The organism is Bradyrhizobium sp. USDA 4538 (assembly GCF_024171045.1).
GTDB classification, from domain to species: Bacteria; Pseudomonadota; Alphaproteobacteria; order Rhizobiales; family Xanthobacteraceae; genus Bradyrhizobium; species Bradyrhizobium australafricanum.
Window position 1 is genome coordinate 8,187,089 of record NZ_JALJZE010000001.1, and the last position, 22,819, is coordinate 8,209,907.

Here is a 22,819-nt window from a genome sequence, read left to right on the forward strand (position 1 = left end):
CAGCCTCAAGCATCAAGGTTCCGCAAATAGATGCAAAAACCGTAAAACAAGAATGATCTGGCTCGCCGACAAATGACTGCATTTAAATCGGATTTCCTGAACACTTTACAGGAACGCGGCTTCGTCCACCAGTGCTCCGATTTCGAGGGCCTCGACGCGCTTGCCGCGAAGGGCCAGGCGACCGCCTATGTCGGCTATGACTGCACCGCGCCGTCGCTGCACATCGGCAACTTCCTCACCATGATGATGCTGTACTGGCTGCAGCAGAGCGGCAACAAGCCGATCACGCTGATGGGCGGCGGCACCACGATGGTCGGCGACCCCTCCGGCAAGGACGAGACGCGCGCAATGCGCACGGTTGCGGAGATCGAAGCCAACAAGGCCTCGATCCGCGGCGTGTTCGCCAAGGTGCTGCGCTATGGCAACGGGCCTTCCGACGCCATCATGCTCGACAATGCCGAGTGGCTGACCAAATTGAACTGGATCGAGATGCTGCGCGACATCGGCCGGCACTTCTCGGTCAACCGCATGCTGACCATGGACTCGGTGCGGCTCCGGCTCGAGCGCGAGCAGGAGATGAGCTTCATCGAGTTCAACTACATGGTCTGCCAGGCCTACGACTTCGTCGAGCTGTCGCGCCGCGCCGGCTGCCGGCTGCAGATGGGCGGCTCCGACCAGTGGGGCAATATCGTCAACGGCGTCGATCTCGGCCGCCGCATGGGCACGCCGCAACTGTTCGCGCTGACCACGCCGCTGCTCACCACCGCCTCCGGCGACAAGATGGGCAAGACCGCCAAGGGCGCGGTGTGGCTCAACGCCGACCAGTTCTCGCCCTACGATTTCTGGCAGTACTGGCGCAATGTCGAGGACGCCGACGTCGTCAAGTTCCTCAAGCTGTTCACCATCCTGCCGATGAGCGAGATCAGCAAGCTTGCGGCGCTGGCCGGCGGCGAGATCAACGAGGCCAAGAAGGTGCTGGCGACCGAGGCGACCGCCCTGCTCCATGGCCGCGATGCAGCGAACGAAGCCGCCGAGACCGCGCGCCGCACCTTCGAGGAAGGTGCGCTGGCCGAAACCTTGCCGACGGTGGAAATTCCGCGCGGCGAATTTGAAGCCGGCGTCGGCGTGCTGGTCGCCTTCGTCAAGGCCGAGCTCGTCGCTTCCAACGGCGAAGCGCGCCGGCAGATCAAGGGCGGCGGCCTGCGCGTCAACGATGCAGCCGTGACCGATGAGAAGATGCTGCTGACTTCGGCCAATCTCACGCCGGAAGGCGTGGTGAAACTGTCGCTCGGCAAGAAGCGCCACGTCCTGCTGAAGCCTGCATAGGCGCATTCGCATTTGTCGGTTGTCGGGAGCGCGGAAAGCGCGCTCCCATCTTTCCGATGGACCAGACCACGCCTCCGAACGACACGCTTGCAACGCCGGCGAAGCAGTCCCGCGTCGCGCTGAACGTGCTCGCGCTCTGCTTCGTGCTGTCGGTGCTTGGGCGCGGCCTTAGCGACAGCTTCACCGTTTTCCTGAAACCGATCTCGGAAAATTTCGGCTGGGACCGCGCCTCTGTGGTGTCGGTCTACTCGCTGACCTGGCTCGCCAGCGGCCTGACCGCGCCACTGGTCGGACGCCTGTTCGACCGCTCGGGTCCGCGCGTGGTCTATGCGCTCGGCCTGTCGCTGCTCGGTTGCGCCTTCCTCGTCGCCTCGCGCGCGCAAGCGCTCTGGCAATTCCAGCTCAGCGTCGGCCTCTGCGTCGGTTTCGGCACCGCGCTGATCGGCAACGTGTCGAATTCGATCCTGCTCGGCCGCTGGTTCGGACCACGCCTGCCGACCGCGATGGCCGTGATGTATTCGGCGACCGGCGCCGGCCTGTTGCTGCTGTTGCCGCTGTCGCAGGTTCTGATCGACCGGATCGGCTGGCGCGAGGCCTATCAGGTGTTCGGCATCGGCGCGCTTTGCCTGCTTGTTCCGCTGGTCTTTCTGCCGTGGCAGCTGCTCGCCGGCGGATCGCCGCATATCGTCCGGAAGGCGGAAAGCAGCTTGGCCGACGACGGCTGGACACTGCTCAGCGCGATGCGCCACCACGCCTTCTGGGCGCTGTTCTCCACCTTCTTCTTCACCGCGATCGCGATGTATGCGCTGACCGCGCAGATCGTCGCCTATCTGATCGATGTCGGCTTCCCGCCGCTGCAGGCGGCAACCGCCTGGGGCTTCTCCGGCGTCGCGCTGTTCGTCGGCATGCTGGGCGTGTCCACCCTCGACGGCATCATCGGCCGCCGGCCCTCGGTCTTGTTCAGCTACGGCGTCTCGATCCTCGGCATCATTCTGCTCTGGCTGTTGCAGTGGTATCCGAACTACTGGCTGCTGACCGGCTTCATCATCTGCTTCGGAAGCATGATCGGCTCGCGCGGCCCGCTGATCACCGCGACCGCGCTGAAGATCTTCCGCGGCGAGCGGGTCGGCACGATCTACGGGACGATCATGATCGGCAGCGGCCTCGGCTCCGGCCTTGGCTCATGGGGCGGCGGCCTGATCCACGACTGGACCCACAGCTACAATCCGTTGATCGCCTTCGCGCTGGTCAATGTGGTGCTCGGCCTGATCCCGTTCCTGGTGGTGCCGGCGCTGCGACGGTGAGTTCGGACGCGTCCGCTTGCCCCTGCGGAGGCGATGTGGAATCCGACATGAACGCATGCCGGCCTTGGACCCAACACCTTGGGCCGATAGGCGGCATTCGCGAAATGAAACAGGCCGCCAACAGCAGCGGCCCTAGTCGATGGCTCCAATTCCTTGATTGCGAGAACCGGCTCGAACGGTCTTTTAAGACCCGGAAGTCGATCCTCTGGTCCGGTACTGCTAGCCGCAGCGACGAACTCTCCGGACCGATCCGTCGTCACGCTCGATCGTGACGGTGCGGCATCCGCGATATCCGCGATCATACCCGTAGGCGCGATAAGCGGGTCGATCGTAGTCTCGGTAGTAACGGGGCTCCGGGCCCACTCTCACGCCGCCGAGCGGAGTATCAACGGCAACCTGAGCTGACGCGGGTGCAATGGAGATCGGCGTGGCCATAGCGAAACCGGCGACCGCCAGTACACCAGCCAATAACAGGGCTCTCATGAGAGTTCCTCCTGAGTTTGTTGAATTGCTCTCCAACATCCCAGACAGGGCAAGGTTCCTGCGCGAACGTCATCCGGACGGCGGGCCGCTCGGACTTGGTCGCAGCCTCGGATGAATGCGGACAGGAACCCGCCGCCGCGCGTCAGCGCGCGATCTCAACCGACCTTGAAAGCAGGCGTCGACGAGCGAGCGTTCTAGTTGTTCGTCGTCGGCAGATCGTTCGGGCCGTACTGCTTGAACTCGAAGATCTTGCGCGTCAGGCCGGGCGCCAGCGCGGAGATCGGATTGACGCGCAGCACCGGCGCGCTCGGCGTGCCCACCACTTCGTAGGTCACGCCGATCAGGCCTTCATTGCTGCCGGCGCCGAGGAAAATCCCGAAGAACGGGATCTGGCCGAACATGTTGTTCAACCCGTACATCGGAATGAAGGTGCCGTTCATCCGCACCTGGTTTCCGATATAGTCGATGCTGCCTTCGATGGTCGCGCCGATGGTCGGTCCTTTGACCACACCATTGCGGATCGAAAGCTGGCCGCTCTGGCGCGTGAATTCGGCGCGCAGCGCGTCGAACCCGATGCCGTTCTGGGTGCTGACCGGCCCGCCGGCAACGGCGCGATCGAGTTGGGTTTCGCCCTTCACCGAGAATCCGGTGATATTGATGAGCCCCTCCCTGGGGCTCGGCTCGGGGATCGGCGGCTCCATCGCGAGCGTAAGCTGGCCGCCGACCACCTTCGAATAAGTGTCGATGAAGCGCAGGAACGCACCGGCGTCGCTGGTCTGCAGATAGATCACCTCGCGGCCCTGCTGGCGTCCGCGCATATCGACCGTGACGGGGGTGTCGCGGCCGACCTTGCCGCTCAGCGTGAACGCCTTGAAGAACCCGTTGCGGCGCGAGACCTTGGCGTCGACGCTGCGCAGCGCTTCGCCGTTGAATCCTGCGACCGCGCCGAGTTTCAGATCAACATCGAAATCGGTGGTCCTGGTCTTGCTCTTGGGATCGTTATCGCGGCCGGAGATCGCCGACTTCAGGAAGCCGCGACCGTCGAACACGTCGCCGCGCATCGTCACCTTGATCACGCCGTCGGGACCGCGATCGGCCCGCAGCGAGGTCTTGTCGCCTTCCGACGGCGCGTAGGTCGGGAAGTACGCATTCATGAGATCGCCGTTCTGGTCGACCTCGAGCGCCCCCTTGATCGACACGCCGGCGCCGTCGATCGAGATATCCTCGAACCTGGTCGATTGCCCCTTCGGCACCACGTTGAAGGTCGCCTTGCCGGCCCGGCCCTGCGCCTTGACCCAACCCGGCAGGATGTTGTCGAGCTTGAGCTGGGTCAGGTCGGCCTCGACGCCCATCTTGGTGGTGGGATTGTCGCCGCTGCCGATCTTGCCGCTCAGCTTGATCGGGATCGCGCCCGAGACCGCGGGACCGAGATCAAGCCCGAGGCGCGCGCGGCTCGCATCGTCCAGAGTCGCCTGCAACTTGACGTCGGCATCGCCCTCGGCTGGCTTGCGGTAGTCGAGCGAGGCCGCCTGCCCGTTGATCTTGACATCGCCCTTGACCTGGAAGCCGGTATTGCTGGCGATCACCTTCAGCGCGTTGGCTTCGAGCTTCTGGTTCATCACCAGCTTGTCGACGGCAACGCCGGAGATGTCGGCGGTGACCGAGTAGAGCGTATCGGCCTTGGTCAGCTCGCCCTTCACGGGCATGCCGAGATTGATCGTCGCGGTGACGTTGCCCTTGCTGGCGTTGGGATCGATCGGCGGACCGGAGAGATCGCTGAGCCGGTCGGAGGCGAGGATTTCGGCGGCGGCCGGCACCGGACAGTCGACCCGGAACTTGACCTTCGACGGTGACGGCTTCGGCGCCATGTCCGGCACCTCGAAGGTGAAGTCCGACAGCGTGATCTTGCGGCCCGCCGGCGTGTCGGCAATGCCCTGGTTGATGGTCACGGTCGCGGTGCGGCCGGTCACCCTGGCCTTCAGATCCGCGTCATGCACCGCGGGCATCTGGTCCACCGGACGCACCGTGACACCCGAGGCGACAATGTTGACCGAGAGGCCGTCATCCGGGATCGGCGGTCCCTTGCGCGACAGGTTGTGTACCGGCGAATTGACGCCGACATCGATACGCTGGAGCGTGCCGCGGTCGATCCGCTCGAGCACCCATTCGCGCACCTCGGGCACGATGATGACCGGCCACATCCGTTTCAGGGCCGAGGCCGACATCGGCGTGCCGGCGAATCCGAGCTGCAGCCGCGGCTCGCCGGAATAGTCGATGCTGCCGGTTCCGGCGACGCCGATCTCGCCATTGGAGATGTCGGCCTGGGTCAGCAGCACGCGCTTCTTGTCGGTGTCGAACCGGAAGCCGATGTTGATGCGATTGAAGATCAACGGCGGTTCGTTCTTGTCGGCGCCGGCCAGCACGATGGTGCCGCCCGACAGGCCGGCCTGCCAGTCGGTGACGTTGTCGTTCGGCGGCTCGAGATGGCCGAGCAGCGTGATGCGGTTGGCGCCCGAGATGATCTTGATCGGCGCCAGCAGCACGCGCCGCCCCGAATCCCATTCCACGCTCATCTCGGCGGAATCGATCGGCATCGGGTAGTCGGGCGTGTCGGTGTCGATGATGTTGCCGGCGCCGACATTGATCTTGCCGCGGAAGTAGGTCGGCAGGCCGTCGCGGCCGAGTTCGCCCTTCATCTCGCCCGACAGCGGCAGGTCGGCGGTGTAGGTCAGATCCTTGGTCCGGAGCGCGAGCAGGATGTTCCGGGTGGAAACCTTGTCGGCCTTGATGTCGACCGAACGCACGCCATTCTGCTGCGGTCCGACCAGCACGCGCACCGACCAGGGTTTTGCGCCTTCCTCGCCGAAGCTGAGCGCAACGCCGCCGCCGCTCGGGCGCCGCAGGCTGAGGCTGATGTTCTCAAAGCTCCATTTGTTGCCGCGCTGCTGATCGTCGACGACGAGATTGCCGTTCTTCAGGCCGATCTCGTTGAGGTTCTGCCCGTCGAGGCCGGTCATGCTGAGGCTGTCGAGCCAGTCGAGACCGGCGAGCAGCCCGCTCTGGGCCGAATCGGGCGACGCCGAGGGCTCGGCGGCAGCTGGCGGCGAAGCAACCGGCGGCGGCGGGGCTGCGGGTGTCGGACGCGGGAATGTCGGCGGCATCCCCGCCTCCCGCTTGGAGGCAACGCCGGTGGCCAGCGGTTTTGCGGTGTCGCCGGCGGACACGGTAACATTGCCGTCCGGCGTGATGCGCACCGACAGTTCAGCATCGACCAGATTGAGGCTCTCCGCCCGCAACTGGCCCATCAAGAGCGCGGTTCCCGACAGGCGCACTTCGGCCTTGGGCGCGCTCGCAACCACCGCATGGTCGCGGTCGCGGACGATGATGTCGCGGATGCGCACCGCGATCCTGACGCGGCCGGCGCGCTCGATCTGCGTTCCGCCGACCTCGACCGTGTTGCCGTGGCCGATGTTCTCCTCGATCGCCGCGGCGAGCCACGGCGTCGCCATGTCGAGATTGATCGGGCCGGCGCCGAGCCGCCACCACAGCCCGCCGAAGCAGGTCGCGAACATCGCGACCAGCACCACGAGGACCAGTCCGATGCGACGGATCCAGCGCTCGCCGTTCAGCCAGCGCTGCATGCCGGAGCAGAAATCGGTGAAGCGATGCAGGTTGGTGTGGGAACGCGCCAGCAACTGCCGCGCACGGTTGCCCGCCGCCTCATCCTGCTCGTCCCACGCAGCGTCGTCCTCCCATTGCGAGAGGTCAGTCCCGGCGCGCGGATTTGGACCCTGCGGCGACGTGTTCCTTGCCATTGCCTCTCGGTGCTGACGGCGAAGCTGATCGCCGCCATCGGGGCGCCCGTCGATTCGTATCGAGCGCTCCTGTGCCGGCATCGCCGCCTATCCTCGCCTAATCATGTTACTCGCCGATGGCCCCCAGAGCGGACCAAACCAACCAATCAAAAGCCAATTCAGCAAGCGGACGGGTCACGCGTCGAATTCCTTGTCACCTTACTCCGTGGCCATCAAACTTGCCCAGCGGCCGGTGCGAATCCGGCCGCCGCCAATAAGACCGCAATACCCCAATGGTTGAGCTTCGGAAAGCGACGAAAGGAAGGCGTATGTCCAAGAAAACGCGCAAGAAATCCTCCAACACAACCGGGAAGCGGGTCGCAACAAAGGTTGCGCGCGCCGCAAGCGCAAGCACTGGGAAGTCCGCGACGAAAACCCGCACAGCGGTTGCGAAGAAGGCAGCGGCCAAGAAAACAACTAAGAAAACGACCAAGGCGACCGCAGCGGGTGTTCAAAGCAAAGCCTCGCACAAGGCGGCATCGAAACCGTTAAAGCGAGAGCCGGCCGCTACCGTGACCAGTTCGTCCGCCGTCACACTTGTCGAGGGCGCCACTGCACCGGCCTTCAACCTGCCGCGCGACGGCGGGGACAGCGTTTCGCTGAAGGATTTTGCCGGCAAGAAGCTGGTGCTGTTCTTCTACCCCCGCGCCGACACCCCCGGCTGCACCAGGGAGGCGATCGATTTCACCCGGCTCAAAAGCGAGTTCGTAGCGGCAGGGACCGAAGTGGTCGGCATTTCCGCCGACACGGTTAAGGCGCAGGAGTCATTTCGAAACAAACACCAGCTGTCGGTGCCGCTGGTCTCCGATCCGGCCCACCAGATGCTGGAGGCCTATGGCGCCTGGGGCGAAAAATCCATGTATGGCAGGACCTTCATGGGAATTATTCGCACGACGGTTCTGGTCGATTCCGGTGGAAAAATTGCCCGGATCTGGCGTCATGTGAAGGTCGACGGCCACGCCGAAGCGGTATTGGAGGCTGCCCAGGCGCTCTGATCGGGCGGGTTCCGTTTCCTGAAAATTAACCATGACGGGCTCAAATCGGCCCCGCAAATTAGCCGTACGGAGCTTGGTCCGACCGGCCGCGGGAGTACCGATGTCGAGCCGGTCCGGTCACCACAAACACCATCATCCGCAGGACCATGGCCGGACGCCGATACGCCGTCCGGCAGCCCATCACCCCGCACCTGCCGCCGCGGTGGTGGCGGCCTCCGGCGAGGGCTATACCCTGGTCCATGCCGGCAAGCAGGTCCGGTTCGGGCCGGTGGTGTTCTGGATCATCGTCGGCACCGTGGTGCTGCTCGGCATGTGGTCGGCGGCGACCGCGACCTATTTCGCGTTCCGCGACGACGTGCTGACCCGGCTGATCGCGCGCCAGGCCGAGATGCAATACGCCTATGAGGACCGCATCTCGGAGCTGCGCGCCAAGGTCGACCGCACCACCAGCCGCCAGCTGCTCGACCAGGAGCAGTTCGACCAGAAGCTCGACCAGATCATGAAGCGGCAGTCGACGCTGGAATCGCGCGCCACCGCGCTCGGCGCGATGCCTGACGTCACGAGCACCGGATCGATCAAGCCGCAGGGCCGCGCCGAGGCGGCGCCGTCCTCAGGCACGCCGAAACCCTCCCCGATCAGCGACACCGTGATCTTCGTGGCGCCGCCGGATCGCGAGGCGCGGCTGGAATCGCGCGCGCCGCTGATCGCCAAGACGCAGCCGAACCAGTTCGCCAAGGCCCAGGGCGTCGACAACGTGCTGGTCCGCCTGCAAACCTCGCTTGACCAGGTCGAGCGGCGCCAGGTTGCCGCGCTCGCCTCGGTCGAGGACAGCATCGATTCCAAGGTGCGCCGGATGCGCGGCGTCATCTCCGATCTCGGCCTCAACATGGCGCAGCTCGAGGCGGCGACGCCGCGCTCCGGCATGGGCGGGCCCTTTGTCCCTGTGAAACTCTCTGCCGACGCCGGCGCGTTCGAACGCCAGCTCTATCGCATCAGCATCAACCGGGCACAGATGCAGCGACTGAACCAGACGCTGGCGCTGGTGCCTTACCGCAAGCCCGTGGTCGGTGAAGTCGAATTCACCAGCGGCTTCGGCGTGCGCTCCGATCCCTTCCTCGGCCGGCCGGCAATGCACACCGGCCTCGACTTTCGCGCCGCGCAAGGCGATCCGGTGCGTGTCACCGCCAACGGCAAGGTGGTGTCGGCGGGCTGGGCCGGCGGCTATGGCCGCATGGTCGAGGTCGATCACGGCAACGGGCTCTCCACCCGCTACGGCCATCTCTCCGAGATCGGCGTCAAGGTCGGTGAATACGTCAAGATCGGCCAGGTGATCGGCGCCGTTGGCTCGACCGGCCGCTCCACCGGTCCGCATCTGCACTATGAAACCCGCATCGACGGCGAAGCGGTCGATCCGCAGAAATTCCTCCGCGCCGGCGTTCGGCTCAGCGCCGGCTAGCTCAATCTCACGACGATCGATCTGAACATCGGCGCAAGCGGTCTCGCTTGCGCCGATCTTGTTTGTGGTTTCAGCGGCGGCCGCCGCCGCCCATGCCACCGGGCGGTCCGCCACCGCCGAATCCGCCGCCGGGCCCGAACGGACCACCACCGCCGCCAGGACCGAACGATCCGCCGGGCGGGCCGAAGCCACCGGGACCGGGGCCGGTCGGTCCACCACTCAGGGGATCAGGCGCAGGCCCGCCGCCTGGCGGGCTGCCGCCCGGCATGCCGGACGGCGCCCCACCGCCGCCACCAGGCGCGCCGCGGCCGCCCGGGCCGCCCGGTCCCGATCCATGACCCGGCCCGGATCCGCCGGGGCCGCGGCCCGGCGTGCCCGGGCTCTTCACCGACGAGCCCGGGAACTTGCCGACCGACTGCACCGATTCGACGCGCAGCTCGCGCGGGCCCGACAGCTGCGCGTTGACGACGACGCGCGTATCGGCCGCCGGCGAAAACCGCGAATGGTCGCGCGCGACAAAGCCGGAGCCGAGCTGCAGGTCGTTGCCGACCCGCCGCACATAGGCCTCGATCAACAGCCGGTTCGCGCCGGCGAGATCGGAGAAGTCGTCGGCCCGACTGCGCGACACCTGCATCACGCCCTGCGCGACGTGTCCCTCGGCCTGCACGCGCTGACCGACCAGCGCCGCATCGACGCCGGCGAGCTTGAGCTCGCCGATCCGCAAGACGCCGGCACGGTCGCGCTCGAGCGGCCCTGCGACACGCGCCGCGGCGTCATGGCGCTCCTGCACCAGACTTGCGACGACGATGCCGTCGGTACGGCGCAGCCCGAACACGGCGACATGCGCGCCCACTTTCAGCCAGCTCTCGCGTCCGGTCCAGGCGACCGTCTGGCCGAGCACCGTCAGCCCGCCCGGCTTCATTTGCTCGACCGGCCCGGTCACCTCGCTGGTCACATCGATGCGTTTGGTCGACAGCGTGCCGCCGGCATCGCGCTGCGCCACCACGCGCGCGAGCTGTCCGATCCGCAGCGCCTTGGCGCTCGCCGCCTCGCCGTCGATTCTGACCGGCACCTCGGGTGCGTAGGCGACGCGCTCGCCATTGACATAGATCGAGCCGAACCGCTGGATCACCCCGACGATGCCGGTGCCACCGATGCCCTGATCGGAACCGGTGATGCCGGTGCCGCCGATGCCTTGGTCGTTGCCGCGCTTCTTGACCTGCGCGCCCGCGAGCGACGTTCCGGCAAGCCAGAACGCTGCCAGCAGCGCGCGGCGCGAAATGACCGGCGGGCGCTTCACGCTGCACCGCCTTCGTCGGCATCGTCATCGACCGGACCATCCGGCCCCTCGCGGTAGATGTAGATGCCGAAATTCCAGCGATAGTCGCCGCCCTTGTCTTTTGCGAGCGCGCGGTTGGCCTCGCGGTTGGCAACCTTGAGCGCCTCCATCGCCAGCTCGCGCGAGCGGCCCTCGAGCCGTTTCGCCAGCTTCGCCGACAGGCCGTCGTAATGCACCGCGCGTTCGAGGAAGCGCGGCGCGGCCGACGACACGTTCATCTCGGCGGCCGCCACGTGATCATGCAGGTTGCGGCCGAGATAGTGCCATTTGCGGTCGTCGTCGCCATGCGGCACGAAGGCCTCCTCGACCAGCATGATCTCGTCGTCGTCATTGATGGTGACGAGCTTGCGGTCGAGCCATTCGTCCAGCACGGCGCGCGGCCGCACATCCTTGGTGATCGATTCGACCAGCGTCTCGAACGACGGCGCGCCTCCGTCCGCGGTGCGCGGCAGCGGCAGCGGATCGCCCTTGGCATCGGTGAACTCGGGCCCGGCCAGCCAGCGCGCGATGATCGCGCTGGTGCGCGACAGCGTCGCCGGCACCGCATTGACCGGCGCGCCGGCGCCGCGCAGCCGCGCCACCTCCTTGCGGTGGATGCCGGTCAGCAGGCTGACGCGGCTGTCGGTCTGCTCTTTGCCCTCGAGCGCGAAGTCGTGCTCGGCGACGTTGACATAGAGCTCGCGCAGCAGCTGGGTCAGCGCCGGAAACGTCATGCCGCCGCGGATGCAGAGCCGCACCAGCGGACGCAGCATCCGCGCCAGCGGCGCATGCAGCTTCGCTGCGGCGATCGGCGCAGACGATCCCACCTTCGACTTCGGGCCCTTGGCATTCATGCCTAACTTTTAGCCGTCCGCGCCGTGGGACACAATCCCACCTCACTTGACGTGTGACATTTTCCCACTTATGGGAAACAAAATCACCTCCGGACACAGCTCGCGCGCTCGCCAGCGGGTGTCACGGAGTCCGGCACTGCCGCCATCGCCACGGACCGCTCCATGACGTTTGCCCGATTCGAGCTTGCGATCGCGGAAGCCTGCCGGATCGCCCAGGTTCCCTTTGAGGAGTTCGTGTCGACGGTGATGGCGGGCGGCTATCCCTGTCTGCCGGGCGTTGCGCCCGGATCGCCGCGCCGCTTCGACGAAACCGACCTGCTCGCGCTCTACATCTACGGCCGCCTGCTCGCCTTCGGCTTCGGCGGTCTGCGCGCCGGCGAATATGCCTGCCGCGCGCATGCCGGCCTCCGCGCCGAGCCACGCGCGCAATCGATCTCGATTGCGCTGACCTCCGACGGCGGCAAGCGCGTCGTGATCGAGCAGGATCTGCAGCGCCCGGCAGCGGCAATGCTGCCTGAGCGGATTCATTTCGACATCGCCGCGATCAGGCGCCAGTTGCAGCCGATCGAACGCAGCACCGCCGAGCCGGCCTGACGCTCCGCTAGAGCACGCATCTGACGATGCGTTCCGACCTCTCCCCGCACGCGGGGCGAGGTGAAGCGGAGGCCGTTGCTCGATCCACAAGTAGGCTCATGGCGCTTTAGATACGCCCGCATTCGCTCGCCCGCGCCGTCGCGGCGCGATCGCACCGTCATGCGTTCCGCCGCCGTCCGCAAAAAGTTGTCCACCGCCATACGTGGGACATAATCCCACATTTTAGTCCGCCCGCCATTGACGTGTGAAATTTTCCCACGTATCCAGAATTCATCCAAAAGGGAATCCGACCCAATGTCTCTTCGTTCGTCCCGCGAATCCTGTTCATTTCAGGAACCCGGTCGGTTCGCCGCCACCGCACTCCGTTTCACGCCGCAGGCGCCATTCTGTTTCACGCCGCAGGCGCCTTGCGGCCCGATCGAGCCGGTGTTTCCGGCGCTGCTGCGCTCGCTGGTGTTCGCCGCCGCGCTGGCGCTGCCGTTCATCGTCGCCCTGTTCGTCGCATGATCCGGATCGAGCCGCCCATGATCGTCGTCAACGAGCCGGCCCGGCGTCCGTCGGTGCTCCACATCTTCAAGGTCTACTATCCCGACCTGTTCGGCGGCACGCTGACGGTGATCCGCGATATCTGCGCCGGACTGAAGGACACGTTCAACGCCGCCGTACTGGTCTGCTCGCGCTCCGGCGGCGAGCAAAAGATCGTGGTCAACGACGTTGCGGTCGAGCGCGTGCACTCGTTCGGCGACGTGCTGTCGCTGCCGGCCGCGCCGACCTATCCGTGGCGGCTGTGGCGCCGCATCGCCGAGCACGACCTGCTGGCGCTGCACGCCCCCTTCCCGCTCGCCGACCTCGTCTTCGCATTCGGGCTCGGCCGCACCCGCCCGCTGGTCGTGCACTGGCACGCCGACATCGTCTCGCACGCGGCCTTGCGCTTCCTCGTCGAGCCGATGATGCGGCGAACGCTGCGCCGGGCCGCCGCGATCATCGTCTCCGATCCGGTGCTGATCGAAACCACGCCGCTGCTGCAGGAATTTTCCGACAAGTGCCACGCCGTTCCGTTCGGCGTCGATGTCGCCAAATATGACAGGCCGGCCGCACAGGCCGACGACGTCAATGCCCGCGGCCGTCTCGTGCTCGCCTGCGGACGGCTGGTGCCCTACAAGGGTTTTGACGTGCTGGTGCGCGCCGCGCATGCCCGCAATTTCGAGGTCTGGATCGTCGGCGAGGGCCGCGAGCGCGACAACCTCGAGCAGCTGATCCGCGACTATGGCTTGCAGGACCGCGTCCGCCTGCTCGGCTCGGTGTCCGAGAGCGAACGCATCAAGCTGATGCGCATCGCCGACGTCTTCGTGATGCCGTCGGTGACCAATGCGGAGACTTTCGGGCTGGCGCAGCTCGAGGCGATGGCCGCAAGCCGGCCCGTCGTCAACACCGCACTCGACACCGGCGTTCCGCATGTCGCCCGCGACGGCCTCGAGGCCATCACGGTGCCGCCCGGCGATCCCACCGCGCTCGCCGACGCCATCGAGACGCTGATCAACGATCCCGAGCGGCGCCGCCGCATGGGTCAGGCCGCACGCCATCGCGCGATGACGAAATACTCAACCGCAGCCTTCAAGGAGGGAGTCGAGACGGTGTATCGCAAGGTCGTTACCGAGGAGGCCGCCGCAAGGGACGCGGGGTCGTCAGCCCCAGCCCCGCGTCCCCGAACGGCAGGTTTCGTCGGCGCGATCCAGATCGCGGCAACACTGGCCTGGTCCGACGTGCGTCATCGCTACGTCCGCTCCCTCCTTGGACCCTTCTGGATGTCGATCCAGATGGCGATCATGGTGGCCGTGCTCGGCTCGGTCATCGGCCATCTCTCCAACGCCAGCGCGGTGGCGCGGCTGCCGATGCTGGCGGCGAGCCTCACCGCCTGGACCTTCCTCAACAGCGTGGTGCTCGACGCCACCACCGCGCTGCAGGGCTCGGCCAGCCTGATCAAGGATCGCGCGCTGCCGCCGGTGATCTTCCTGCTGCAATGTACCTTCCGCCAGGCGCTGTTCGCCGCCCATAACGCGGTCGTGCCGCTACTCCTGTGGCTCGTGCTGACGCCGCGCGATGTCGGCGGCGCCATTGCCGCCCTCCCCGGCCTCGCCCTGTTCGTGGTCTGCACGCTGGGGCTGAGCCTCGTGCTCGGCGCGCTGGCGACGCGTTACCGCGACATCAAGCCGATCATCGAGTCCTCGCTGACGCTGGCCTTCCTGGCCTCGCCGATCATCTGGACATCCGAGATGATCGATCGCGGCTCGACCGTGATGCGGCTCAATCCGCTGACGCATCTGTTCGCGATCTGGCGCGACCCGCTGGCGACCGGTCATGTCGCAACGGCAAGCGTGATCTACGTGCTGGCGTGCCTCGCCGCGCTCGCGATCGCCGCGATCGTCACCACGACTCATCTGCGCAAAGCGGCATTCTGGATCTAGGGCATGGCAAGCATCCACCTCCGCGACGTCTGCCTCGATTATCCGCTGTACGGCGCCTACGACTTCTCGCTGAAGCGCCGCCTGCTCGGCCGCTTGTTCCGCCAGGCCAGCGAGATGCGGACCATCCGCGCGGTCGACAGCATCTCGATCGAGGCGAACGCCGGCGCCCGCATCGGCCTCGCCGGCCCGAACGGCTCCGGCAAGTCCACTCTGCTGCGGCTGATCGCCGGCGTGTTCCCGGCGACCAGCGGCCGCGTCGAGATATCAGGCAACATCGTGCCGCTGCTCGGCCTCGGTGCCGGCGTCAATCTCGATTTCGTCGCCGCCGACAATATCAGCCTGCTGCTGCGGATCTCGGGACGCAAGCCGACGCCGGCGATCCTGGACGAGATCTGGGCGTTCACCGAACTGGAGGAGCGCATGCAGCGGCTGCCGCTGCGCATGTTCTCGTCGGGCATGCTGATGCGCGTGCTGTTCGCGACCGCGACCGCGTTTCCCGCCGATATCCTGCTGCTCGACGAGTGGCTCAGCGTGGTCGACGAGAATTTCTCGGCCAAGGCCGAGCAGCGGCTGCGCAAGATGGTCGAGACCGCGGCGATCGTGATCATCGCCTCGCACGACCACGCCCTGCTGCGCCGGACCTGCAACAGCATCATCAATCTCGATCACGGCCGCATCGCCAGCACCGTCGGGCTGGATGCGCCCGTCCCGCATCACCTCGAGCTTAGAGAAATCAGCGCATGACAAAGATCCTGGTCGTCAGCGAGGCGCTTGGCGAGCCCAACCACAAGCGCGGCATCTTCCATTTCACCCGTGAATTGATCCGCTCGCTGGCCGGCGACGGCCATGCCCTGACCCTCGTCGTGGAGACCACGCGCCGGTACCGGAAGCTGCGCCGCAGGCAGCAGCGGACGCGCCTGCTGCCCGAGGACTCCCGGCTGATCGAGCTGCTCGCGCTCTATCGTTACCTCGATGAAACCGACATGAACTCGCCGATCATGCGCGGCGGCCTGCGCCGCACCGTCAGCTGGTTCAAGCACAAGCTCGACGCGGCGACCTCGCTCGAATTCATCATCGCCTTCCTGCGCTCGATTCATCTGCTGCCGACCAGCGTCAAGCTGATCGAGAACCGGACCGAGGGCCTCGAATACATTCCGACCGATTTGCGCCATCTCGAATTGTTCGGCGATTTCCTGCTCGAGCCCGGCTTCTACAGCTATCAGGACACCTCGGCCCTGACCCGGTTGCCGCCACCGCGGGTCGATGCGCGCGACTATGACGTCATTCTCGTCGACACCCCGACCCGGGTTGCGATCCAACGCCGCCCGGGCGCAAAGGTGATTTGCGTCGTGCACGACCTGTTGCCGATCACCGATCTCAAGCTGGACGACATCGCGACACGCCTGTTCCTGTCGCGCCTTTTCACCAGCGTGAATCAGGCTGACGAGCTCGCCTTCGTCTCGAACTACAGCATGAACCGCTTCCGCGCCCTGCTCCCGCAATATGCGCATATTCCGGCGCGAGTGGTCTATCCGCGGACCCGCTTCGACGTCGCGGAAGCGCCGCTTGCGCCGGTGCCAACCGCCGTCCCGGCTCGGCCGAGCTTCGTCGTCATCGTTTCGAACGAGCCCCGCAAGAACCTCGCGGCCGTCATCCGCGCCTTCCGCAAGCTGCCGGAGGCCGATCTCGTCGTGATCGGCTATGCCGGCGGCGCCAACCAGGCGCGCAACCTGCCGAAGAACGTCCGCTTCTCCGGCTATGTCGACGAGCACGAGAAGGCGGCACTGATCGCGGACGCGCATGGCCTGATCATGCCGAGCCTCGCCGAAGGCTTTGGCGTCCCGATCATCGAGGCATTCGCGGCCAACACTCCTGTGCTGTGCTCCGATATTGCCGTGTTCCGCGAGGTCGCGGGCGAGCTTGCCGACTATTTCGATCCGTTCTCGACCGACTCGATCTGCGCTTCGGTGCGGCGCGTGCTGGCGCAGCAGGAGCAATGGCGCGACCGGATCCGCGCGCGGCGGGCCGAACTTGCAGAGCGGTTCGGCCACCACACCCAGGCGCGCGACCTGCTGTCGCATTGGGCTGCCCCGGACGTCGCGGCCGCCGCCGAGGCGCTCACCGCCGCGATGGCGACCTTCAGCGGTGCAACCGCGCACGGCGTGTAACCGGTCATGAGCACCGATTCCGACGCCATTGGTCTCGCAATCGAACCGCCAGCACGATGGCGCGATCGCGTCCGCACCTGGTCCGGCTCAGTCCCCTATGTCCGCGCCGCCGATACCCTGATCGTCTTGGCCGCGGCGTCGCTACCCTGGTCGACCACGGCATTCGCCGTCTTCATGCTGCTGTGGCTTGTCGCCGTGATCCCGACCATCGACTGGGAGCAGTTCATTCTCGACCTCGCGCAACCGGCCTTTGCCTTGCCGATCGCGCTGGTCGCACTCGCGGTGATCGGCCTAGCGTGGTCGGAGACGAGCTGGGTCGAACGGCTGCAAGGCATCAAGCCGCTCAGCAAGCTGCTGCTGCTGCCGTTCCTGCTCGGCTATTTCCAGCGCTCACAGCGCGGGCTCTGGGTATTCGTAGCCTTCCTGGTATCGTGCACGCTGCTGATGATCCTGTCCTGGATCGCGCTGGCGGTGCCGCAGCTCAAGCTCGCGCACACCGCATCCGACGGCGTGCCGGTCAAGAACTACCTCGACCAGAGTCAGGAGTTCGCGCTCTGTGCGTTCGCGCTGGCACTGCCGGCATTGACGACGCTGAGGGCCCGGCAATGGCGCTTCGCTGCCGGCGCCATCGCGCTGATGCTGCTGTTCGTCGCCAACATGCTTTATGTCGTCTCTGCGCGGACCGCGCTGGTCTACATGCCGGTGCTGTTGATCCTGTTCGCCTCGCTGCATCTGTCGCGGCGCGCCACGCGGCTGCTGTTCGCCGGCGTCGCGGTCACCAGCCTCGTGGTCTGGACCACGTCTCCCTACCTCCGCCAGCGCATCGCCGACGTCGGCATCGAGTATCGGGCCCACGATACGTCAGGCATCGCTTCCACGGCGCAGCGCCTGACCTATTGGCGGAAGTCGGTGAAGTTCATCGGCGAGGCGCCGTGGCTCGGGCACGGCACCGGCGCGATCAGGCGCATGTTCACGCAGGATGCCGTCGGACAAGCCAGCCTTGAGGCCGAGGTGATCAACAACCCGCACAACCAGACCCTCAATGTCGGGGTCCAGTGGGGGCTGATCGGCATCCTGCTGCTCTACGCGATGTGGATCAGCCACGTCAGGCTGTTCGCCGGCCGCGATCTCGTGAGCTGGATCGGACTCGCCGTGGTCGTGCAGAACATCACAAGCTCGCTGCTCAATTCGCATCTGTCCGATTTTCACGAGGGCTGGATGTACGTGATCGGCGTCGGCGTCGCCGGCGGCATGGCGCTTCGCGCCCGCCGGCCGGAGAAAATTATGGCGTAGATTTGTGACTCACGCCGCGCAGCACATTCGGTGTCGTCCCTGCGAAAGCAGGGACCCATAACCACAAATGCTGATTGTTGCGCGATGCTGGAACGACGAGTCCCTTCAACAACATCCGCTGCGGCGTATGGGTCCCGGCCTTCGCCGGGACGACAGCGGTGTTTACCGAGCCAGCGCCGCCCTCATAACGACCACTCGCCTACCGCGACGCCTCGTGCCCGACCTCGCCGGTGATGACGTCACCGAACAGCTCCCAGGCCTCGCCGTTGAAGCGCATCAGCTGCATCTGCTCGATCGGGAAGTAGTCGTCGGGGGAGGTGTTGACCATGACTCCCGGGAGCATCAGGTCGGAGTGGAAGTTCTTCAGGCTGGCGGCCTGCTTCATCACGTTCTCGCGCGTGAGATTGTCGCCGCATTGCTTCAGCACCTGCATCATCGCCTCGGCCTGGACATAGCCATAGAGGTTGTTGGCATTGGCCTTGTCGCCGTCGGGATAATATTTGTCCATGAAGGCGCGCCAGCTTTGCACCGCCGGATCCTTGTCCCAGGTCGGATCGGTCGGGTCCTTCAGATAGGCGGTCGAGATGATGCCCTTGGAGAACTCGAGTCCGGCCGGCTTCAGCACCGAGGCGACCGAGGTCGCGGTGTTGGCGAGGAAGAATTTCGGCTTCCAGCCGAGCTCGCCCACCTTCCGGATCGCCTGCGCCGAGCCCTTCGGCGCCGCCCAGGAGAAGAAGATGTCGGCGCCGGAATCGTGCAGCGCGACGATCTGCGAATCGATCGAGGGATCGGAGACCTCGTACGACTTGTCGGCGATGATCATGCCGACCTTGTCGCCGAGCCCGTCCTTCAGGCCCTTGAACTGATCCTTGCCGGCATCGTCATTCTGCCAGAACACCGCGATCTTGCTGTCAGGGAATTTGTCGCGAATGTACTTTGCGTAGATGCGGCCCTCGCTCTGGTAGTTGGGCTGAAAGCCCATCGTCCAGGGGAAGTTCTTGGGGTCGCCGAATTTGGTGCCGCCGGAGGCGACGAACAATTGCGGCACCTTCTTGGCATTCATGTATTTCATGATCGCCGAATTGGACGGCGTGCCGAGCGGCTGGAAGATCAGCAGCACCTCGTCGCTCTCGACCAGCTTGCGCGCCTGCTCGATCGCCTTCGGAGGCGAATAGGCGTCGTCGTAGCTGATGAAGTTGATCTTGCGGCCGTTGATGCCACCCTGCTCGTTGGTCATCTTGAAGAACGCGGCCTCGGTCTTGCCGATCACCCCATAGGACGACGCCGGGCCGCTGTATGGCATGATGTTGCCGATCTTGATTTCGCCATCACTCGCGCCGGGATCGTATTTCTTCTGCGCGGTGGCCGAGGTCGCGATCAGTGCCGCACTTGCGAACGCCGCGATTGCGCCAATATATCCGAAACGAGCCGGCATCGTTTTCTCCCGATTTTTGTCGTTGGTTTTGGCGGCAAGTCTCGCAAGAGACGCATGTGCTGGCAAGCGCTGGGTTTTTCCGTTGGGCGAAACGGCATTGTTGCCTGGCGCTATTTATGATTGAAGGTCGATCTGGGGATCACGAGTCGAGGCGTTCTGATTGCGTAAACCGGACATCCGTACCGGTCCGCGGCATCCGCATCTTGCGGCCGCGGGCTATGAGATCACGCGCCGCCTCAGCGAGTCTGCGCTGGCGAAGCGTGGCCTGCACAAGGCAAATGGCGCGTTCGCGCAGCGCACGATCGCCTCGATCCGCGAAAAGCTGCAGCGCGGCGAGACCGTCTATATCGCAGGCCTCGCCTGCCCCGGCACGCACAATACCGGCGTCGCGCTGGTCGAGATCACCCAGAAGGACGGACCGCGCCTGATCGTCAACAACGAGGAAGAGCGCTTCTCCGGTAACAAGCACACCAACGAGTTCCCGCAACACGCGCTCGACGACATGCGCAAGGTGTTGCAGCGGATGGGCCGCGACATCGGCGATATCGCCGCCTTCGTCACGACATGGGACTATCCGGCGCTGCTGGCGATGCTGATCCGCACCTCGCTCGAGGAAGCGCCGGCCAGCCTCAAACTGCTGCGCGCCCCGATCGCACCGGCGATCAATCTGCGCCAGCTGGATCAGGTGCGGCGGCTGTCGCGCCGGCTCGGCAGGATGTACGGGCTCGACAAGCAATTGCCGCTGATCTGCATGCCGCATCACGACAATCACGCCTGGTACTCGTTCACGGCCTCGCCGTTCGCCGATGCGCGCGAGCGTGTCGCGATCGCGGTGCTCGACGGTACCGGCGACGTCGGCTCGATCTCGCTCTATGTCGCCGAGAACGGCGAGATGAAGCAGCTCTATTGCAACGAGAGCCTGTTCGACTCGCTCGGTGCTTTCTACACCGTGATCTCATCCAGCCAGGGCGGCTGGACCTGGCTCTCCAGCGAGGGCCGCTACATGGGCGCCGCCGCCTGGGGCGACATGAACCGCGCCACCAATCCGTATTATCAGCGCTTGAAGGCGGTGCTACAGCTCGGGCCCAATGGCAGCGTTCAGCTCAATCGCGCGATGGCCAATTGGTACGCCGATCCCGCCGACAATCCCTATCATCAGCCGCTGATCGACATTCTCGGCCCGCCGCTGCGCCCCGACCAGCTCTGGAATCCCGACGCCGTGCTGCGCGTCGAGAACATCAATCACCGCCCCGACACCAAGGACCGCGTCGACAAGGCGGCCGCGACGCAATTGGTGTTCGAGGACGCGATGATCCATGTCATCGACCATCTCCTGCGCACCACCGGCACCGACCGCCTGGTGCTGACCGGGGGCGTCGCGCTGAACGCGCTCGGCAACATGCGTCTGCTCGAGCATTTCGACGAGGCCTGGTTCGAAGGCGCACAGCAGCGCAAGACGCGGCTGCATATGTGGGTGCCGCCGGTGCCCGGCGATCCCGGCGTGCCGATCGGCGCCGCCTGGCTGTTCGCGCATATGGCGGGCGCGCCGCGCGGCGCGCCGCTGTCGCACGCATTCTATTGCGGCCTGCCGCCCTCGAACGCCGACATCGCGACGGCGCTGCAAGCCGACGACGTCGCCTCGACCGAGATCGGCAATGTGGCGACATCAGAAGGGCGCGACGCGGTTGCCGACCTGATGGCGTCCATGGTGGCGCGAGGCGGCGTGATCGCGATCTATCAGGGCGCCGCCGAAACCGGCCCGCGCGCGCTCGGCCATCGCTCGATCCTCGCCAATCCCTGCGACCCCGAGGTGCGCGAGCGGCTCAACGAGCGCGTCAAGTATCGCGAGGCGATCCGGCCGCTGGCACCGATGGCGACACTGCAAGCTGCGCGCGATTATTTCGAGCTCGCAGACGGCGCCTCCGACGCCGACTACAACGCCTATAACTACATGGTGCTGACGGCGCATTCGAAGCCCGAGGCGCGCGCGAAAATTCCGGCGGTGGTGCATGCCGACGGCACCGGCCGCATCCAGATCGTGCGCGAGGCCGACGATCCCCTCACCTACGCCTATCTGAAGGCGCTCGGCCGCCATATCGGCGTCGAGATGTCGGTCAACACCTCGTTCAACGTCGCAGGTCCGATCGCGCAGACGCCGGCGCAGGCGATGGACACGCTGCGCCGCTCCAAGGGGCTAGATGCCGTGGTGTTGGTCGCCGACGACGGCACCGCCTGCGCCGCCTGGCACGGCGGCGAGCGTGACAGCGGCCGCTTCAGCGGATGGTATGCGGCGTGGAAGCAGGCGCGCGGCTGAACCAGGCCAGCACGCGGCCGTCGATCAAGAGCAGCGCGCTCGCGATCACCAGCGCGCCGATCACCTCGCGCAGTGCGATCGGCTCGCCGAGCACGAGATACCCGAGCAGCATCGCGGTGACCGGAATCAGCAGCGTCACCAGCATCACATTGGTCGCGCCGGAGCGCTGCAGGATCTGAAAGAACACTATATAGGCCAGCGCCGTCGACAGCGCCGCGAGCCCGAGCACGGCGAGCCATGTCGCGGGATGCGGCATCGGCAACAGCCACGGCCGATCGACGACGGCGGCGATGGGCGCCATCAGCACCGCCGAGGCCATCATCTGGAACGTCGCGGTCCCCAGCGGCGGCACGCGCTGCGGCAGCCGCCGCCCGACTAGCGCCGCGATGCCGTAGCTGAAGGCGCCCGCGAGGCACAGCAGGATGCCGATGCCCTGCCGGCTCTCGAAGCCGAGCGCATCGCCATGCAGGATCGCAACCCCGATCAGCCCGACCAGAACGCCCGCCACGCGGCGCGCTTGCAACCGTTCCTCGCCGACCGCCGCCATCACGATCACCGCGAACAGCGGCGTCGTCGCGTTGAGGATCGAGGCCAGCCCACTCGGAATATAAGTCTGCCCGAACACGATCAGCGCGAACGGCAGCACATTGTTGAACAGCCCCATCGCAACGAACGGCGCCCAGCCGGACAGGCTGCGCGGGAATTCGATTCCGGCGGCCCGCAGCAGCGGCAGCAGGATGATCGTGCCGAGCACGACGCGCAACAGCACCAGGGTCAGCGGCGGCAATTCGCGTAGGATCACGCCGTTGAAGAAGAACGAGCCGCCCCAGAGTACCGACAGCAGGACAAGCAGCCCCCAGTCGCGGCGATCGATCCAGTTGTCGGCGGAAGGCATGTCGGGCACTCACCTGCAGTCGGACAGGTGACTAGGGCAGCGCCGCGAATATTCCCACCCGATTT

The 22,819-nt window shown here is 65.9% G+C and carries 16 protein-coding genes; 11 read left to right on the plus strand and 5 right to left on the minus strand.

Annotated elements, in window-relative coordinates:
* The first annotated feature begins 72 nt into the window (after positions 1-72).
* Both tyrS and J2R78_RS37765 read left to right on the plus strand, forming a co-directional pair.
* Positions 73-1,326 (plus strand): tyrosine--tRNA ligase, encoded by a 1,254-nt coding sequence (gene tyrS, locus J2R78_RS37760; protein WP_253608780.1) that lies wholly within the window; start codon positions 73-75, stop codon positions 1,324-1,326.
* A 56-nt stretch (positions 1,327-1,382) separates the two neighbouring features.
* Positions 1,383-2,630: an MFS transporter gene (locus tag J2R78_RS37765; protein WP_253608781.1), complete on the plus strand. Its 1,248-nt coding sequence runs from the start codon at positions 1,383-1,385 to the stop codon at positions 2,628-2,630.
* A gap of 677 nt (positions 2,631-3,307) precedes the next feature.
* On the opposite strand, the gene J2R78_RS37770 is transcribed toward J2R78_RS37765, so the two are convergent.
* Positions 3,308-7,009: a DUF3971 domain-containing protein gene (locus J2R78_RS37770; RefSeq protein ID WP_253608784.1), complete on the minus strand. Its 3,702-nt coding sequence runs from the start codon at positions 7,007-7,009 to the stop codon at positions 3,308-3,310.
* 227 nt (positions 7,010-7,236) lie between these two features.
* On the opposite strand from J2R78_RS37770, the gene J2R78_RS37775 reads away from it, so the two are divergent.
* Positions 7,237-7,962: a peroxiredoxin gene (locus tag J2R78_RS37775; RefSeq protein ID WP_253608785.1), complete on the plus strand. Its 726-nt coding sequence runs from the start codon at positions 7,237-7,239 to the stop codon at positions 7,960-7,962.
* Positions 7,963-8,062: 100 nt separating this feature from the next.
* Positions 8,063-9,418 (plus strand): M23 family metallopeptidase, encoded by a 1,356-nt coding sequence (locus J2R78_RS37780; protein ID WP_253608786.1) that lies wholly within the window; start codon positions 8,063-8,065, stop codon positions 9,416-9,418.
* A gap of 70 nt (positions 9,419-9,488) precedes the next feature.
* Here the strand turns inward: J2R78_RS37780 and J2R78_RS37785 are convergent, their stop codons facing one another.
* Positions 9,489-10,718 carry a DUF5666 domain-containing protein gene (locus tag J2R78_RS37785; RefSeq protein ID WP_253608788.1) on the minus strand — a complete coding sequence of 410 codons (1,230 nt, stop codon included), beginning with the start codon at positions 10,716-10,718 and terminating at the stop codon, positions 9,489-9,491.
* On the minus strand, positions 10,715-11,590 hold the full coding sequence (locus tag J2R78_RS37790; RefSeq protein WP_253608790.1) for a DUF6502 family protein: 876 nt from the start codon (positions 11,588-11,590) through the stop codon (positions 10,715-10,717). Before J2R78_RS37790 ends, J2R78_RS37785 begins: the two co-directional genes overlap by 4 nt.
* Before the next feature lie 162 nt (positions 11,591-11,752).
* Here J2R78_RS37790 and J2R78_RS37795 point away from each other — a divergent pair, with 162 nt between their 5' ends.
* The 6 genes from J2R78_RS37795 (at position 11,753) to J2R78_RS37820 (ending at position 18,110) form a co-directional block, all read left to right on the plus strand.
* Positions 11,753-12,184: a hypothetical protein gene (locus J2R78_RS37795; RefSeq protein ID WP_253608791.1), complete on the plus strand. Its 432-nt coding sequence runs from the start codon at positions 11,753-11,755 to the stop codon at positions 12,182-12,184.
* Between the two features lie 294 nt (positions 12,185-12,478).
* Positions 12,479-12,691, plus strand: coding sequence for a hypothetical protein (locus J2R78_RS37800; protein WP_253608793.1), 213 nt, complete (start codon positions 12,479-12,481; stop codon positions 12,689-12,691).
* A gap of 17 nt (positions 12,692-12,708) precedes the next feature.
* Entirely contained in the window at positions 12,709-14,649 is a 1,941-nt protein-coding gene (locus tag J2R78_RS37805; protein WP_253608795.1) for a glycosyltransferase, read from the plus strand.
* A 3-nt stretch (positions 14,650-14,652) separates the two neighbouring features.
* Positions 14,653-15,393 (plus strand): ABC transporter ATP-binding protein, encoded by a 741-nt coding sequence (locus tag J2R78_RS37810; protein ID WP_253608796.1) that lies wholly within the window; start codon positions 14,653-14,655, stop codon positions 15,391-15,393.
* Entirely contained in the window at positions 15,390-16,817 is a 1,428-nt protein-coding gene (locus J2R78_RS37815) for a glycosyltransferase family 1 protein (RefSeq protein ID WP_253608798.1), read from the plus strand. The genes J2R78_RS37810 and J2R78_RS37815 overlap by 4 nt, the downstream gene beginning before the upstream one ends.
* A gap of 6 nt (positions 16,818-16,823) precedes the next feature.
* Positions 16,824-18,110 (plus strand): O-antigen ligase, encoded by a 1,287-nt coding sequence (locus J2R78_RS37820; RefSeq protein ID WP_253608801.1) that lies wholly within the window; start codon positions 16,824-16,826, stop codon positions 18,108-18,110.
* 199 nt (positions 18,111-18,309) lie between these two features.
* On the opposite strand, the gene J2R78_RS37825 is transcribed toward J2R78_RS37820, so the two are convergent.
* On the minus strand, positions 18,310-19,545 hold the full coding sequence (locus tag J2R78_RS37825; protein WP_253608802.1) for an ABC transporter substrate-binding protein: 1,236 nt from the start codon (positions 19,543-19,545) through the stop codon (positions 18,310-18,312).
* A 160-nt stretch (positions 19,546-19,705) separates the two neighbouring features.
* Here J2R78_RS37825 and J2R78_RS37830 point away from each other — a divergent pair, with 160 nt between their 5' ends.
* Positions 19,706-21,859, plus strand: a complete 2,154-nt coding sequence (locus J2R78_RS37830; protein WP_253608804.1) for a carbamoyltransferase C-terminal domain-containing protein — start codon at positions 19,706-19,708, stop codon at positions 21,857-21,859.
* Here J2R78_RS37830 and J2R78_RS37835 read toward each other — a convergent pair.
* Entirely contained in the window at positions 21,819-22,754 is a 936-nt protein-coding gene (locus J2R78_RS37835; RefSeq protein ID WP_253608806.1) for a DMT family transporter, read from the minus strand. The genes J2R78_RS37830 and J2R78_RS37835 overlap by 41 nt on opposite strands.
* Between the last annotated feature and the right edge of the window lie 65 nt (positions 22,755-22,819).